16 protein-coding genes and 4 tRNA genes are annotated in these 17,024 nt (G+C 41.4%); 3 read left to right on the top strand and 17 right to left on the bottom strand.

From position 1 onward, the window contains the following. Window positions 1-13 precede the first annotated feature (13 nt). From OIT90_RS00355 to OIT90_RS00315, 9 genes are all read right to left on the bottom strand, one after another. Window positions 14-808: an MBL fold metallo-hydrolase gene (locus OIT90_RS00355; protein WP_024424026.1), complete on the bottom strand. Its 795-nt coding sequence runs from the start codon at window positions 806-808 to the stop codon at window positions 14-16. A gap of 6 nt (window positions 809-814) precedes the next feature. After that, a complete protein-coding gene (locus OIT90_RS00350) occupies window positions 815-1,678 on the bottom strand; it encodes a two-component system regulatory protein YycI (protein WP_228280015.1) in 864 nt (287 codons plus the stop codon). Further along, a complete protein-coding gene (yycH, locus tag OIT90_RS00345) occupies window positions 1,665-3,044 on the bottom strand; it encodes a two-component system activity regulator YycH (RefSeq protein ID WP_474892137.1) in 1,380 nt (459 codons plus the stop codon). The genes OIT90_RS00350 and yycH overlap by 14 nt, the downstream gene beginning before the upstream one ends. Beyond that, window positions 3,034-4,872 (bottom strand): cell wall metabolism sensor histidine kinase WalK, encoded by a 1,839-nt coding sequence (gene walK, locus OIT90_RS00340; RefSeq protein ID WP_474892136.1) that lies wholly within the window; start codon window positions 4,870-4,872, stop codon window positions 3,034-3,036. The genes yycH and walK overlap by 11 nt, the downstream gene beginning before the upstream one ends. Before the next feature lie 7 nt (window positions 4,873-4,879). Continuing rightward, window positions 4,880-5,587, bottom strand: coding sequence for a response regulator YycF (gene yycF / locus OIT90_RS00335; RefSeq protein WP_024424030.1), 708 nt, complete (start codon window positions 5,585-5,587; stop codon window positions 4,880-4,882). Between the two features lie 347 nt (window positions 5,588-5,934). Then, a tRNA-Phe gene (locus tag OIT90_RS00330) sits at window positions 5,935-6,007 on the bottom strand. A gap of 27 nt (window positions 6,008-6,034) precedes the next feature. Then, a tRNA-Asp gene (locus OIT90_RS00325) sits at window positions 6,035-6,111 on the bottom strand. An 82-nt stretch (window positions 6,112-6,193) separates the two neighbouring features. After that, a tRNA-Glu gene (locus OIT90_RS00320) sits at window positions 6,194-6,265 on the bottom strand. Window positions 6,266-6,271: 6 nt separating this feature from the next. Continuing rightward, window positions 6,272-6,347 (bottom strand) — tRNA-Lys (locus OIT90_RS00315). Window positions 6,348-6,689: 342 nt separating this feature from the next. Between OIT90_RS00315 and OIT90_RS00310 the strand changes: the two genes are divergently transcribed. Then, entirely contained in the window at window positions 6,690-7,214 is a 525-nt protein-coding gene (locus OIT90_RS00310) for a peroxiredoxin family protein (RefSeq protein WP_024424031.1), read from the top strand. Window positions 7,215-7,243: 29 nt separating this feature from the next. Here the strand turns inward: OIT90_RS00310 and OIT90_RS00305 are convergent, their stop codons facing one another. The 7 genes from OIT90_RS00305 to OIT90_RS00275 form a co-directional block, all read right to left on the bottom strand. Beyond that, entirely contained in the window at window positions 7,244-7,453 is a 210-nt protein-coding gene (locus tag OIT90_RS00305; protein ID WP_039182844.1) for a hypothetical protein, read from the bottom strand. Window positions 7,454-7,467: 14 nt separating this feature from the next. Next, complete coding sequence (locus tag OIT90_RS00300) at window positions 7,468-8,601, bottom strand: DUF418 domain-containing protein (RefSeq protein WP_474892135.1); 1,134 nt, start codon at window positions 8,599-8,601, stop codon at window positions 7,468-7,470. Between the two features lie 136 nt (window positions 8,602-8,737). Then, on the bottom strand, window positions 8,738-10,027 hold the full coding sequence (locus OIT90_RS00295; RefSeq protein ID WP_024424032.1) for an adenylosuccinate synthase: 1,290 nt from the start codon (window positions 10,025-10,027) through the stop codon (window positions 8,738-8,740). Between the two features lie 253 nt (window positions 10,028-10,280). Beyond that, window positions 10,281-10,694: a VOC family protein gene (locus tag OIT90_RS00290; protein WP_047203210.1), complete on the bottom strand. Its 414-nt coding sequence runs from the start codon at window positions 10,692-10,694 to the stop codon at window positions 10,281-10,283. 131 nt (window positions 10,695-10,825) lie between these two features. After that, entirely contained in the window at window positions 10,826-12,190 is a 1,365-nt protein-coding gene (dnaB, locus tag OIT90_RS00285) for a replicative DNA helicase (protein ID WP_024424034.1), read from the bottom strand. A gap of 220 nt (window positions 12,191-12,410) precedes the next feature. Further along, window positions 12,411-13,367: a DUF4885 family protein gene (locus OIT90_RS00280; RefSeq protein WP_474892134.1), complete on the bottom strand. Its 957-nt coding sequence runs from the start codon at window positions 13,365-13,367 to the stop codon at window positions 12,411-12,413. Beyond that, on the bottom strand, window positions 13,364-14,311 hold the full coding sequence (locus OIT90_RS00275) for a DUF4885 family protein (RefSeq protein ID WP_461198913.1): 948 nt from the start codon (window positions 14,309-14,311) through the stop codon (window positions 13,364-13,366). Before OIT90_RS00275 ends, OIT90_RS00280 begins: the two co-directional genes overlap by 4 nt. Before the next feature lie 108 nt (window positions 14,312-14,419). Here OIT90_RS00275 and OIT90_RS00270 point away from each other — a divergent pair, with 108 nt between their 5' ends. After that, a complete protein-coding gene (locus OIT90_RS00270; protein ID WP_151284982.1) occupies window positions 14,420-15,277 on the top strand; it encodes a hypothetical protein in 858 nt (285 codons plus the stop codon). 116 nt (window positions 15,278-15,393) lie between these two features. Here the strand turns inward: OIT90_RS00270 and OIT90_RS00265 are convergent, their stop codons facing one another. After that, entirely contained in the window at window positions 15,394-15,612 is a 219-nt protein-coding gene (locus OIT90_RS00265; protein WP_059376728.1) for a hypothetical protein, read from the bottom strand. 524 nt (window positions 15,613-16,136) lie between these two features. On the opposite strand from OIT90_RS00265, the gene OIT90_RS00260 reads away from it, so the two are divergent. After that, window positions 16,137-17,021, top strand: coding sequence for an alpha/beta hydrolase (locus OIT90_RS00260; protein ID WP_474892133.1), 885 nt, complete (start codon window positions 16,137-16,139; stop codon window positions 17,019-17,021). Window positions 17,022-17,024: the final 3 nt, after the last annotated feature.

The following is a 17,024-nucleotide window of genomic DNA, read 5'->3' as shown; positions in this document are numbered from 1 at the left end:
ACGATTGTAAAAATCATACGGCGCAAAGCGGGGTTGCTTTTTTCGGGTCCGTATCAAATAAATCAAAGCCGTCCCCGACAACAAAGCCCTTCATTTCAAGCGTCTGCTGGACCGCCATACGGGCTAAATCCTTCATGTTGTTGTCTTGACTCAAGTGAGCCAAATAAATGCGTGAGGTGGCATCTCCAATGACATCTGTCATCGCAAGAGCAGCATCTTCATTTGATACATGTCCGACATCGCTCAGAATTCTACGCTTAATGCTCCATGGGTATCGGCCCATTTGTAGCATACCGACATCATGATTGCTCTCAAACACAAACGTATTGGCTGACTTAATAATGCCTTTCATGCGGTCACTCACATAGCCGGTATCCGTCATGAGCGCAAGTTTGCGCCCTCCATAATGGAATACGTAAAACATGGGCTCTGCCGCATCGTGTGAGACGCCAAATGACTCGACATCGAGGCCGCCAAAGGATTGAACGGTCTCCATATCAAAATGGAATTTCTGCTCTGTATCAATTTTTCCGATATGAGATTCCATCGCCTTCCATGTTTTCGCATTTGCATAGACAGGAAGCTTGTACTTTCTTGCCATGACACCAAGCCCTTTAATATGATCGGAGTGCTCGTGTGTCACAAAAATGCCGTCCAAGTCTTCAGGCTTGCGGTCGATTTGGCCAAGCAGCTCGACCATCTGTTTGCCGCTTAAACCAGCATCGACCAAAAAGGCATGCTCGTCTGTTTCTAAATAAAAAGCGTTCCCCGTACTTCCGCTCGCTAGTACACTGAACTGCAAGCTCATGTTCTCTCACTCCATTGAAGATTTGTCATCTTTCTCTATATGATCAAGTGTTGAGCCATCGATGGCATTGATCAAATATTCTTCCTCTGTCTTTTTCTTTGAACCTGCTGATACGCCTTCAAGCTCCACACGCCATACAGGAACCATGACTTGCGTGCTTGCCCCCGGGTATTGCGTATAGTAGCCAAGCTCTACCTTTTTCACGGTCGTGTTTTGACTCAGCATATTTTGCGTATATAAGTCCTTCACGGTTTCAAGTGCTGGGACAAGGGTTTCTTTTCTCACTTCATTAATCGACGTCACCATTGACTGCTGATAAGAGACAACTTCGTTTTGATCGTTGAGATCTAAGGTGATTTTACCGATGGTTTCGGTGTCATCCAGGCCTTCTTGGAAGATGTATTTCCCTTTATACGTTTGGAAAAAGACGATTTTCCCTGTCTCTTCATCTATATTCCACAGCTTATAATTCTTCCCATCCAGCAATCGCTGGTTCACAAGGTTCGTCGCCGCTGTTTTGATATCCTTTTTCGGCAAGGCAACTGGCTTATTGAAGGTCATTTCAAGCAGCGTGACAGGATCATCTTTGTCTGATTTCGGGAATGTGCTTTTCGCCTTTTGATCAGCTAATCCATCGACATCCTTTTTCGTATATTGCTTCTTTTCAGCTGTAATGCGGTATCCAATCTTCGCTTCATCTGATAGATTGCCATATTTGATCCCGTCTGCTTTCATTTCTTCCAGCGTATCCGTTTTTTCGATAATCGCAAAATGATCGGTTGACCGTTTTTCAAAGTATTGAAAACCTAGAAAGATATCGAGAACGAGAAAGGCTAGGATAAAGATCGTTTTGGTCTTATTCCACTCCATGATTCTCGCTCCCCTCTGTCAAAAGATCATTCGATAGAATCACGGTTTTGCCGTTATACTTCATACACCATACAGGCTCCAGCCAGACAAACATCGCTTGATCTTGATCTGATGCAATTGAAGCAGCTTGATATGCCGGGAAAATCTGTTCAATTTTCTCCAGATCATCATATTTCGTCTGCTTGATGATCAAGTCCTTCAGCTCTGTCCCGTTCATCAGCTTGACCTGTTCACTTTGACTCGCTTTATTGCCAAGAATATAGTTTGGACGCTTGTAATTCAAAATGTCATCATTCGCCCATTGGACTTCAAGGGAGGTCATCCCAAATGGATGCTTTGTACTGTTCACAATCGGCAGACCGTCCATAAACATATTGAAGGACAGCTGCTGGTTGCTGTTGATGCCAAAGTATTGGTAGTCATCAGTAAAGCTTCCCGTATCATTGAAATATTTCACGCTTCGCTTGATCAAATCCCCCGTTTGGAAAACAGTGCTGGAATTGATATTGCGATGCTGATATTGAATGCGGTGGTCTTTTTGATTGGCTTCAAGGCGGCTTGTGCCATCTGTGTACACCGTCCGGTTTAAATTAGATTCCTCACCGACAAGACTCGGGTCCGTAAACAAAGCGTCTTTGAACTTGTTTGTCTTAATCGTTTCGATAAAGAACATTTTCGCTTCAAGCTGCTTTTGCTTTCTCGGAAGAAGGAAATCTCGTTTAGAATTCGTAGAGAATGTATAAAGATCATAGCGCGGCATCTCGTTTTGAGCGGCAGCGATACTGGCCATTAGATTACGGTAGTTGGCGGACTCAATTGTCAGCTCAAGCACCGTTTCCTTGCTGTATGAGACCAAGTACACTTTCTTATTGGCCTTATCCTGCTGAGCGAACGGCACAATCATCCGATCAAACGAGTTGTATTCAATGGACTTGTTCGGCCATTTAAAGAGCGCCTGGAAAATATCAATCGGAATCGGATCATTGAATACAAGATCCAATGTCTTTCCTTGCCCTTCGCGTCCATAGAAGAAATTCTTAAATTTCTGCTCGGAATATTGATCCGACACATCATTAACCTCTTTGACATCCCAAAGGCTCACATCATTCCAAAAGTTTTGAAAGAGTTCCTTTTGATCTACTTTAAAATGCTCCCCATTTGAATGGATAAACATCTCGCGCGGCTTCACGACATCAATGAGACTTCTAGGCTCGTCGCTTGAAATCTTCTTCGTTTCCACGACCTGTGTGCCTGTATCTGCCTGATCCTGCATGACGGGCTGGAACATCCAGATATTCCACGTAAATACAAGACTGATCGCAATTAGGATTGTCAATATTATGGTTTTAAAGGTCTCACGCTTCATCCCAATCATCCTCTTGTTCTTCATTGTACGGAAGGGTAAAGGTCACCGTTGTCCCTTTTCCTTCAATGCTGTCAGCCCAAATATCTCCGCCATGAGCCTGAACCATTTCTTTTGCAATCGCAAGACCTAGGCCGGTTCCGCCAAGCTTTCTTGTTCTTGCTTTATCCACTCGATAAAAACGTTCAAAGATTTTATCCATATCCTTCTTCGGAATACCGATTCCTTCATCTTTCACGCTGAATAACACAAGGCCTTTCTCCTCATCCAGATCGACGGTAAACGTGATGTGTCCACCCTCTGGTGAGTATTTCATGGCATTGGAAATGATATTATCGAGCACCTGTGTAATTTTATCTTGATCGATTTCCACATATACTTCACGCTGCGGCAGGTTGCGGATAAAATCGACATGCTGCTCCTTCGTCATCTCAAAACGATCAATGACGAGCGAGATAAACCTGATAAAGTTCGTCCACTCACGGTTGAATTGATAATCCTTGCTGTCGAACTTAGACAGCTGCAGCAGGTCATTGACAAGCCGGATCATGCGCTCAGTTTCATTTTGTGTGACACTAAGGAATCTTGGCGCAAGCTCCTTATCACCAATCGCCCCTTCAGCCAGCGCCTCAAGGTAGCTTCGCATCGTCGTCAGCGGTGTGCGCAGCTCATGCGATACGTTCGCGACGAATTCACGGCGCTCAGCATCAATTTTCTCCTGCTCAGTGACATCATAAATGACCGCAATTAAGCCATCAATTTTCCTATGCTCTTTCTGAATAACGGAGAAATTAACACGCAATACAGACAGCTGGTCTTCTCGTTCAATTTCGATCAGCATGGAGTCTTGATTTTCGACTAAATCTTCAAATGTATGAGTTTCCTCTAATCCAAGTAAAGACGTAATCGGCATCTCTAATGCTGTTTCACGTGAAACATTCAACAGCTCTAATGCGGGGCTGTTTAATAGAATAATTGCACCGTTTTGATTCGTTGCGATGACGCCGTCCGTCATATAGGCAATGACAGAAGAAAGCTTTTTCCGCTCACCCTCCGTCATCAGCTGAGCTTCCTCCAGCTCTCTCGTCAGATGGTTAAAGGTTGTCGCAAGCTGGCCAATCTCATCATGCCCATACTTCCGGACCTTCCTGGAGAAGTTTCCTTTGGCAAGCTCGATCGCTTGCTTTCTCATATCTGAAATAGGATGAGTGATCGTTCTGAAGATGAAAATACCAAGTAGAGCAGTCGTCCCAAGTGCAATCAGTGTCCCTGTTGCCAAAATGGTGTTAATGGTTCGCATTTGGTTAAACACACTTTCCATTGAAGACACAACATAAATCACACCAACGGTCTCTTGGTTCTCATTTTTTACGGCTGTCGCAGAAATACGCACCCTTTTATTTGATTCAGGGTCATAGAATTTTTTTTCATAGTCTTTGCCAACCGCGAAAATACGGCTAATGATTTGATCAGTGATTTTCTTGCCGGCAATCTCTTGGCTGCCATTATTGACAGAGGCAATGACCTCTCTGCTTTCGTCAATATAGCTGACTTCAGAGATTTCATTAGACTCATCTTTGTTGTTAAAATCGTTCAATATCTTTTGAGCATCCTCTTTTAATTCTGCCTTGCTTTTCGATGAATCTTGTTCTAGGTAATACGATAACGAGTAGATTCGCTGATTCAAGGAATTATCATATGAATTAATTAAGGACTGCTCTAGCTGCTTCACAAAGTACACGCCAATGATCTGCATGGCGACGATGATCAGCAGCACGTAAATCAAGGTCAATTTGAAGTGAATCGAGCGAAAAAAACCTACTTTACTCATAAGAATCTTAGTCCTGCTCTGGGTTTCTTAAATAGTAGCCGACGCCTCGTCTTGTCACGATCCAGCTCGGATGGCTAGGGTTGTCTTCAATCTTTTCACGAAGACGGCGGACTGTAACGTCTACTGTACGGACATCTCCGAAGTAATCGTAGCCCCATACGGTTTGCAGCAAGTGCTCACGTGTCATGACTTGTCCGATATGTTTCGCTAAGTAATGAAGCAATTCGAACTCACGGTGCGTCAATTCAATCGTTTCCTCACGCTTAGACACCACATACGCATCTGGATAAATGACGAGTGATCCAACCTCAATATCATTTGATTCAGATTCTTCCTCCGTCTGCGGAGCAGCGGTTTGTCTTCTCAAATTCGCTTTCACGCGGGCAAGCAGCTCACGCGTGCTGAAAGGCTTTGTCACATAATCATCTGCGCCAAGCTCAAGGCCGATGACTTTATCAATTTCAGAGTCTTTTGCTGTCAGCATGATAATGGGCATGTCGTATTTCTTTCTCACTTCACGGCATACTTCAACACCATCTTTATTCGGCAGCATAATGTCGAGCAGAATAATGTCCGGCTTAATTTCTTCTACCATTTCAAGGGCTTCGTTTCCATCATATGCACAATGGACCTCATAGCCCTCTTTCCTTAAATTAAATTCCAATATATCAGCAATCGGTTTTTCATCATCTACGACAAGAATCTTTTTTTCCATTGTGATTTCCTCCTGCATTTTTAGCATCTATGTCATTCCATTTTGCATATATCATTACGCCTTTTCCGTTTACGAAAAAAAGGCTCACTGTCTATTATAACGTTTTACGAGGCAAAGATAAAAATAATAACGGCTTTCTTTTCTAGTAAACGTTGGATAGGAAGGCGCCGCTCAAAAAAATTGATGACTTTTTCCTTTTTTATTGAAACTTTTCCAATCGCCAGCCGTCTATATAGATGTAACGTCTTCTTCTTATGGAGCCGGGCCCTACCTAGGTCCGGCTTCTCCCTTTTTATGCCTTCTTTTCATAATAAAAACGCACCTGCGATTGCAGATGCGTTTGGAAGTGGCTCGGGACGGAATCGAACCGCCGACACACGGATTTTCAGTCCGTTGCTCTACCAACTGAGCTACCGAGCCATCATCAAAAAGATGAATATGTATAAATGGCGGTCCGGACGGGACTCGAACCCGCGACCTCCTGCGTGACAGGCAGGCATTCTAACCAACTGAACTACCGGACCTCAGTAACTTGCCCGAAAAAGCAATCGTGGTGCTCCTTCAAGCAAGTGAGGAAAAAATTAGCTTAACGCTAAAGTAAATCAATGACCCGTACGGGATTCGAACCCGTGTTACCGCCGTGAAAGGGCGGTGTCTTAACCGCTTGACCAACGGGCCAATACATGGTGAGCCATGAAGGACTCGAACCTTCGACCCTCTGATTAAAAGTCAGATGCTCTACCAACTGAGCTAATGGCTCTCGGTTTGTGAAAAGTAAATCTGAAGAAGTTGTATTGCGTCAAACCAATCGCTTTAAAAAAGCTGGAACATCGCATCCTAACAAGTTTCAGAGACCTTTGCAACAACGAGATTTATAATATCATAGAATAATTACATATGGCAATACGTTTTTCGACATTTTTTTAAAAAAAGTGTCGGATGTCAAATCTGCTTTCAAAGCCTCCACTTCTGCAACCGCATTCATTAAATACGTCTTTTCGGATGATTTCTGCCTATTCAAACACATAGACACGTTTCAGGCCGCTCAAAAATGGCTATACATGAAACAAGTGACATTGTCATTGAAAAAGGAGGAAGCAGTATGAGTTCATTCAAATTAGGAGATAAAATGCCCAACTTTTCACTTCCAACAATACAGGGCGATCACATTGATTTCGACAAACATTTAGAGGAGCATCAAAGCTGGCACCTGATCGTTTTCTTTAGAGGATCTTGGTGTCCGGTATGTGTAGAAGAATTAAAAGAGCTCGAACAGCAGCAGTCCTATTTTCAGGACAAGGATATTCACTTGATGGCGATTTCAACCGATAACCCTGATGATTTGAAGGCATTTGCGGATAAAGAGGGACTGTCCTTCCCGATCATGTATGACCATGACCTCACGTCTTTAAAAGCATATGAAGTCCACTATCACGGGGAAGATGCCCCATATGAAGACCACGGGGTGCATGGTGAACCCGCCTATTTCTTATTAAATGAAAAAGGGCAAGTGCTCTATCAGCAAAGACAAACAAGTCCGTTTGGCAGACCGCATGCAAACGAATTACGCAAAATCATTCAGTACATCCGTAAAAACTTAAAAGGCCAATATAAAAGCCTGAAGTAAGAAAAAAGCCCTCGTGATGAGGGCTTTTTTTATGAATGTTTTTTGTTAAATAACCAGTCGGCGGAGAAAAAAACAAGGAGTCCCGCCATTAAAATGACAAAAGTAACCGGTGGCCTGTCACCTTGGAAATACGCGTACAACGCATGCCCTCCTAATGCGAGAAGATAAAAGACAAATGCCGGCACAGCCGCTTGATGTGCATTCGCTTGTTCTTTTTTCGTCATTTTTTTAAAAAACATATTCTCTATCCCCTTTATGATGCTTTTTTCATCGTCACCCTGCGAAGTGCCCGTGAACGGATATATTCCATTGGTCCAATTCTCCAAACCTTTAGGCAAACTGCTGAAATCGCGATTTGCAGAAGGGAAATTAACAGCCATGCCAATACAATAAGGGGCGCATTGATTTGACCGCCAAGACCCAATCCCCAACTATAAAAAAGAATGGAGCAGATGACATTTTGCAGGATGTAGCAGCTAAGCGCCATTTTCCCTACATATTCAAACCAATTCCACATGAACCATGACTCCGTGCGTGCGAGGAGCTTCGCAATGACAGCTATATAGAAAATAGAGAGGAATGGTGAAAAGGCGTAGCGCACCGCAAATTCCACTAGATCGTTTGGAACGAAGACTAGTGCATTCAGCGGCAGACCAACCCACAGTCCGATTCGGAACAATATTTTCCGGAGAGATTGTCCGCGTTCATTTGCATAAAATACACCGGCTCTCATCATCCGCACACCTAATAAAAACAGAAATGTGTTCATTGGAATGATAAAGATTGCTTCTTCTCGGTACATGAAAAAGTATTGTAACCGTTCTTGAACCTGCGAGATCCATGTCTCTGGAAGCTGCTCTTCCAGCGCCGGTTCACCGTTTTGATCATCGGCCGCTGACTCCATGTCAGAGAGGGAGTACACCATCAAACATGACATGACGAGTAGATGAATCACACCTGAGAATATCATGCCTTTTTTGATACGCCTGCTGCCTCCCCGTACAATGTAAGCCACAAGCAGCCCAGTAACGGCATAACTCATGAGCACATCATATTCCATCACGAGCGCAAAATGGACAAAGCCTTCGATAAATAAAAATAAAAGAATCCATAAATAAGTGCCCGGCCAAGGCGTGTTTTTCCTTTTTGCCTGCTGGTATTTCAGCTCCAATCCAACACCAAACATGATCGTGAGCAGCGAGAGCATTTTTCCATAAACGAACATGGAGACAAGGCTTTCAAGAAAACTGCCATTTTCATATTCATCCGCAATCTGATCTGTCGCAAAGGTATCCCCTGCGTACGCAAAAAACCAGACGTTCGTTCCCAATGTGCCTAGTATGGCAAAACCTCGTAAAATATCTAATAATCGTATTCTTTCTTTCACTAGAACGCTCCTTCCCTCTATACAGTTATCATATTTTGGTAATTATCGGAAGTCCGTTCTACTGAAATTAAGGAATATTTAAACAAAAAAACACCAGTAAAATGCGAGATTTTACTGGTGTCTCATCAATCTATTCTTATGGACGGTACACGCTGCGGACAACGTTCGTTTGTGAACGATCTGGTCCGACTGAGAAAATGGAAAGTGGAATACCTGTTAATTGTGAAATGCGTTCTAAATAATGGCGGGCATTTGCAGGCAGTTCACTTAAGTTCTTCACACCTGTAATATCCTCTGTCCATCCAGGCATTTCTTCGTAGACAGGCTCACATTTCGCTAATTCATTTAGGCTTGCTGGGAATTCCTCTGTGATTTCTCCGTTCAATTTATAAGCAACACAGATTTTCAACTTTTCAATCCCTGTTAGTACATCAATTGAGTTAAGAGATAAATCTGTAATTCCGCTCACACGGCGTGCATGACGGACAACAACGCTGTCAAACCAACCGACACGGCGCGGACGTCCAGTTGTCGTACCGTATTCACGGCCAACCTCACGAATTTGATCGCCAATTTCATCATGGAGTTCTGTCGGGAATGGGCCATCTCCAACACGTGTTGTGTACGCTTTTGACACGCCGACCACATGTTGAATTTTTGTTGGTCCTACACCAGAACCAATCGTCACTCCTCCAGCTACTGGGTTAGATGACGTCACAAATGGGTATGTCCCTTGATCGATATCAAGCATGACCCCTTGTGCTCCTTCAAATAGCACGCGGCGGCCTTCATCTAGTGCATCATTCAGAACAACAGATGTGTCCACGACATATTTTTTCACTTGCTGGCCATATTCATAATACTCGTCTAAAATATCTTCAATCTTGAAGCCTTCTGTGTCGTACATTTTCTCTAAAAGACGATTTTTCTCTTCTAGATTACGTGCAAGCTTCTCTTCAAATACTTCACGATCTAATAGATCTGCGACACGGATACCGACGCGGGCTGCTTTGTCCATATAAGCTGGTCCGATTCCTTTTTTCGTCGTGCCGATCTTGTTAGCCCCTTTCCGCTCCTCTTCTACCTCGTCCAATTTTAAATGATAAGGCAGAATAACATGGGCTCTATTGCTGATTCTGAGGTTATCTGTACTCACATTCCGTTCGTGAAGATACGCAAGCTCAGTGACCAACGCTTTAGGATCAACCACCATTCCATTACCGATGACACAAGTTTTCTCTTTATAAAAAATACCGGATGGAATGAGGTGTAGCTTGTATGTCACTCCATCAAATTTGATCGTGTGACCTGCATTGTTTCCCCCTTGATAACGGGCAATCACCTCTGCATTTTCTGAAAGGAAATCGGTAATTTTCCCTTTCCCTTCGTCACCCCACTGCGTACCTACTACGACTACTGAAGACATATCGTGCACCTCCGTTAACCTTTCAAAACGTTATCTCTTTCAAACACATTTATTTTATCAATGCACACCGAAAAAGTCAACGCGAAATCCGAACATTAATATCTCGAAATCAAATTTTGTTCGCTTTAAATATAAAGAAAAGCGCTTTAATCACTTCTTTAGCGCTTGGAAATGGAGATTTTGAGAAAAAACAACTTTTTATCGTGTCCACTGTTCATCAACATAAAAAAGACCCCACCAATAGGAGTCTTTTTTAAACCGGTGTAATACCATCTGTATTCATCAGCACAACCCGGTACCCATCTGGGTCTTCAATGGTTGCTCCTCCCCGGTCCCAGTATGGATTCGTTGAGGTGACATGCCGTCCGCCAAATGAAATCAATCTCTCTTTCATTTGCTGAAATTCCTCTTCATCCGGAATATAGAAAACAAGCAGCTGTTCTGGATGCGGGACGGGCAGACTTTCTTCTTCTTCATGTTTGGTGATTTCTAAATGAACATGCTGGTGAGGCAGCCCGAGCATCACACCATCGTACCCTTCATGCTGATCAAATGAGCCTATTCGTTTGAGCCCTAAGCCTTCTTCATAAAAGGAAACAACCTCTTTCATGTTGACGGTTGGGCGTGCAATACGTAATTGAGCGGCTTCAAACTGTTGAAATTTCATCAGTCTTCACTCCTTTTCTCTTTTTAGTATACGCTTTCTCTTTTTCTCTCTCCTCCTCATATTGACTGTTTTTTCAATCATTCTTTCGATGTAGGTCAATCAAAAAAAAGCCCAGCTTCTTGAGCTGGGCTTTAAGCACCGGGCGGAACACCCGCATCATCAAATCTTCTTTCCAGGTTGACGAATTTGTTATATTCTTTGACGAACGCCAGTGATACTGTACCAACTGGACCGTTACGCTGTTTGGCAATGATAATTTCGATAATGTTCTTATTCTCTGATTCTTTGTCATAGTAATCATCACGATAAAGGAATGCCACGATATCGGCATCCTGCTCAATACTTCCTGATTCACGAATATCAGACATCATCGGACGTTTGTCCTGACGCTGCTCTACCCCACGGGAAAGCTGAGACAAAGCAATAACCGGAACTTCAAGCTCCCTTGCAAGCGATTTTAAGGCCCTTGAGATTTCAGAAACCTCTTGCTGACGGTTATCGCTTGATCGTCCGCTTCCTTGAATGAGCTGCAAGTAGTCAATCAGAATCATACCAAGACCATTTTCTTGCTTCAAGCGGCGGCATTTCGAGCGAATTTCACTTACTCGGATTCCAGGTGTATCGTCAATGAAAATCCCGCTGTTTGACAGCGAGCCCATCGCCATTGTCAGCTTGCCCCAGTCCTCTTCTGTCAGATTACCGGTTCTTAAGTTCTGTGCATTGATATTCCCTTCTGCACAAAGCATACGCATAACGAGCTGCTCCGCCCCCATCTCTAAACTAAAGATGGCGACACTTTCGTCTGTTTTGGTCGCGACATTTTGGGCAATGTTCAATGCGAAGGCGGTTTTCCCTACTGATGGACGAGCCGCTACAATGATTAAATCATTTCGCTGGAATCCAGCTGTCATCCGGTCAAGCTCAGAGAAACCCGTTGGAATCCCTGTGATATCGCCTTTGCGGTTATGAAGCTGTTCAATATTATCGTATGTTTGAACAAGAACGTCCTTAATGTTTTGAAAGGCTCCTGAGTTTTTACGCTGCGCCACTTCCATAATGGTCTTTTCAGCATCACTTAACAGGTCTTCTACTTCATCCTCACGCGTGTACCCATCCTGTGCAATGGTTGTCGCCGTACGGATCAGACGTCTTAAAATGGATTTCTCTTCTACAATTTTTGCATAGTATTCAATGTTTGCGGCAGTTGGGACCGAGTTCGCAATATCGGTTAAATACGAAATCCCCCCTACCTCTTCTAGTAAATCTGTATTGGCAAGCTCAGATGTCACCGTGACAAGATCGACCGGTTCTCCTCTATCGCCAAGGATAAGCATCGCATTGTAAATCTTTTGATGCGACATTCTATAGAAATCCTCTGGAATTAATACCTCAGAAGCGAGCGTTAGCGCAGATGGTTCTAAAAAAACAGCACCTAATACGGCCTGCTCGGCTTCTATATTTTGCGGCGGCAGCCGGTCATCGAGAAGTTCCGTCATGCCAAGCACCGTCCTTTCATAAAAAAATACGCTACTCATCATTTTAACATTTTCATCAATAAAAAAGTGAAAAACATCGACTATAGTCAAAATTACCATGAGGATGTTTCGTTGAACAGCGAAACAACGCACTTCAATAGAAAAGACTCTGTAACATAAATTGTTATAGAGTCCTTTATTAACAGTATCTGGTTTTGCACCTGTTGTCGTCCACGTTTTGTTAATCTATCGCTTTCTTAACCCCATAATTCACCTTTTGTCCAATGTCATATAAGGAGCCATTTTGATAACCAATAGATAGCACCAAATCTGGAATAGAGTCAAACCCATTTTTGGCTAGATCAAATAGCTGTGCACCATAATGTGATGCGGCAATGCGTGCATTTTCAGCTGTGTATGGATTTTTCAGGAGTTCTTCTTTGTATAGATCAAAAATATTCGCTCCGTTATCCGTTACAAATTGACCATTTACAATGCTTAAATCCTTTAAATTGTATCCTGTCACCGTTTTGATTTGGTTGACAAGATGGAACTTTGCTAGAGAATCAGGTGTGAATTGAGTAGAATCATCATTTCTGCTTTTCATAATATGGAAAAATAGTTCTCTTGTATTGTTGGTTGTATTTAATAGGTCTTCTATTTGTTTCATCAGCGATTCGTCTTTTGAACCACTTACCACTAATTTAAAATTGTTCGGGTCAATGGTAAAGGTTAAATTCGTGTTTTTAGGAATGGTTATACCGTTTTTAGAGAATAAATCTTGTAATTGTTCGTTCACTTTTTGACGATTGAGTATTTTCTTTTCTACACTTTCTTGCGTAGGATCGTACCGTTTTTCATTACGGAAGATGGCGTCATTAAAGTCATATTGACCTCCTTTATTATTCCTTGCCCAACTCATTTCCATAATGTAAGCAGCTTCTCTTTCCGTTTTTGTTAAATCACTTCTGAAATAAGAAGAATAAGGGTTTCTATACTTATTATATATATGGTCTTGAGGATCTTTGAATCGTTTATTTTGTTCATTTATTTTTTGGTATTTTTCATCTAGTATTTTCATCCGTCTATCAGCTTCGGTCATCACCTCATTTGTACTTTTAATAGCTGAATGGCTATTGAAGTCCGGAAGGTTCTGCTTATTTAGAACGGCTGTTGTGTTAGATGTATTTATCTTCACTTTGATACTCCGTAATTCACCTTTTGTCCAATGTCATATAAGGAGCCATTTTGGTAACCAATAGATAACACCAAATCGGGAATAGAATCAAACCCATTTTTGGCTAGATCAAAGAGCTGTGCACCATAATGTGATGCAGCAATGCGTGCATTTTCAGCTGTGTATGGATTTTTCAGGAGTTCTTCTTTGTATAGATCAAAAATATTCGTTCCTTTATCCGTTACAAATTGACCGTTTACAATGCTTAAATCTTTTAAATTGTAGCCTGTCACCGTTTTGATTTGATTGACAAGATGGAATTTTGCTAGAGAATCCGGTGTGAATTGAGTAGAATCATCATTTCTGCTTTTCATAATATGGAAAAATAATTCTCGTGTATTGTTAGTTGTATTTAATAGGTCTTCTATCTGTTTCATCAGCGATTCGTCTGTTGATCCACTCACCACTAATTTGAAATTATTTGGATCAATGGTAAAAGTTAAATTTGTGTTTTTAGGAATGGTTATACCGTTTTTAGAGAATAAATCTTGTAATTGTTCGTTCACTTTTTGACGATTGAGTATTTTCTTTTCTACACTTTCTTGTGTAGGATCGTACCGTTTTTCATTACGGAAGGCGGCATCATTAGAATTATAATGCCCTCCTGTTCCACTATTAGCCCATCCAATTTCAATAGAGTAAGCCGCCTCTCTTTCCGGTTTGGTTAAGTCATTTCTGAAATAAGGGGAGTTTGGATTTCGATACTTATCAAATATATGGCCATGAGGATCTTTGAAACGTTTATTTTGTTCATTTATTTTTTGATATTTTTCATCTAGTATTTTCATTCGTCTATCAGCTTCGGTCATCACCTCATTTGTACTTTTAATAGCTGATTGACCTTTATAGTCTATTCGGTTCTGACTGTTTGAAGCACCTGCCGTGTACGACGTATTAATATTCATTTTGATTCTCCTTTTTTAAAAAATAGTGATTATTAAATATATCGGCAATTAAGTTAAAATTTGTTAGTTTTGATCCGATATAGTAATTATTACAAGGAGGGTTAAAATATGACAAATACTATTTTCAAACGTTTTTTATTACCTGCATTATTGTTAGTGCTTATTACTAGTTTTTTTGCACCTCATTCAGCAGAAGCAGCGATTACGGGGAATAACAGTCCTAACACAGCAAGCTCAATGGGATATTGGAAATATAGTCGTCCAGATACGACAATCTTACCTGAAGGTGAAAATGAAGCGTATTATCAGTTCACGATCAATAAGGGTGAAAGGGTTTATGTACGAAGTTCATATGATAAGCAATATACGGGGATGAAAATCGAGGTGTATAATTCGAAATATTCTGATGGGAGATCTAGAGTCATTAACCCTGATTCAATTACACCCTTCATTTTTGCTAATACTGATGAAGTTACTTCAACTTCAGAAACTTACTTTGTGAAAGTGACCCGTGGTACATATACAGGGAATATGTACTTTACTGTTTCTATCCAAGATCGTATCAAATCTGGAAATGGGACATTCAATTTTACGGGGACTGCTACCAACTTGGGGAATTCTTCTTTAAATTTTTTAGGAGTTGATTCTTCTATCATTACTATGGATTTAACGAACAATTCTTCTATACCTAAAAATGCAATCGTTAAATCGATTTCAACAACTAGTACCCAATCGCCTAACCAAGGAAATGTCACACACAAACTGATGGCTGATGAAAACAAGATTTGGAACCAATCACTTTTTTCATCTGCAACAAGTGGTTCTTACCATATTTCTCTGGATGATCAATTAAAAGTTGCGCAAAAATGGAGCTTTAAGTACAACGCAAAGGCTACTGCGAGATCTACTATGAGCAATGTCAAAGCCGATATTCGTTACGAATATGATGTCACAGATGGATTTTAATTGAATGGTGTTTGCAGAAAAAAAGTAAGGGGACATCCCTTACTTTTTTAATTGCCGCATTTTTGATGCTCTATGATCTTTTGCCACTTAAAACAGCACCGTCCTTTCATAAGAAATTATTGGGGTTTTTGCTTGAGGGCGTGTTGAAAGAGGAGGATGGTGATCATATCGGTGGCCCGCTGGTATAAATCCCATTGTTCATAGGCCGCAAATGACATCCGTATTTCATGTAATGACTGTTTCATTTCATGATATTCTTCCACTGTAAACGTATTTGTCAGTTTGAGCTGATTTTCATGCAGTTTTAGCCTCAGCTTTCCTAATGAAGTTTTCATTCTGCCTACATTCCCTTCGATCTTGTCTCCCTTAGAAAATTGTATATGAATTTACGTATAATATTGAATAAGTTGTGAGATATGATCACCAGCTTTTCGAAAAATTCTCCTCTTTTTTCCTAAAAATACAAGAAGGTCTATAGACTTATTTTTCCTCAAAATGATTTCAAGAAGAAACACCTATATATATTCCTGAATCAAACAGAAGAAAATGGTAAATATCCCGAGACGGTCAAGGTCTTTTGGCATTTCTCCTCTTTTTAAATGACTCAGTCCGGCATTCCCTATTTCCATTCATTTGGTAGTTATTTAGTCCTTTATTTTCATAATATTTAGATTAAATGATCAACTACACGACTTAATGAACATTTGACTTCATAATTGATAACCATTATCATTTGATTTGCTTGCGTGATAATTGAGAATCATTTTCATTTCAATTCTATTACTACACTCATCCTATATCCGCAAGCCTGCTTTTATCATCGTATGAGGCTCAATTTGAGGAAGGGGATTTTTTACATATGTCCAAACGCCCTGATGGAATGGATGCTGAGGATTCACTTTTCGGAGAAAGCCGTCCTTTTTTTATACCTGGGACGGAGCAACTGGATATCACAGCACACCCATATAGACTTTTTATATTTAAACCGAATACTACTCCTCCAGCGGCTGGTTTTCCAGTCATGTACGTACTTGATGGGAATTCACTTTTTGGCACAATGGTCGAAGCACTTCGTTTACAGTCAAGAAGACCTGAAAAAACAGGTGTCATACCTGCCATCATTGTTGGAATTGGCTATCAGACAGAAGCGCCCTATCATCCGCTCAGGCATTATGATCTCACTCTAACCGGCCCTGACGCTTCCATTGGCGGCAAAAGAAAGGACTTCTCCACCCATACATATGGCGGCGCCTCTGCGTTCTTTTCTTTTTTAGAAAAGATTGTAAAGCCTTATATCGAGCAGCGCTTTCCGATCAACCAGAGTCGTCAAACACTGTTTGGGCACTCTCTTGGCGGTCTTTTTGTATTACACACACTATTTGAGCACCCTGATGCTTATCAGACATATATTGCGGGCAGTCCTTCTATCCACTGGAACAAAGATTTATTTCTAGAAAAAGAACACCAATTCACCAATCATATACGTCAGATGTCTATGGATGCCAGGCTGCTTGTAGGTGTAGGTGAATTAGAAAAACATCATCCATGTCAAATGAATGATCATGCACATGCACTAGCAAATCGGATGCTGCCTTTATCTTCAAATGGCTTGCATACGGCCTATCACGAGTTCCCTGAAGAAGGACATACGTCCGTTTTACCAGTGCTAATGAATTACGCTTTTCGTTTTGCACTCTATCATGATGATCCTTTCACAACCACAGACATGAAGGAAAGGCAGTGAACA

The organism is Bacillus sp. ABR (assembly GCF_056172715.1).
This window is presented reverse-complemented; position numbering and strand designations above follow the sequence as displayed.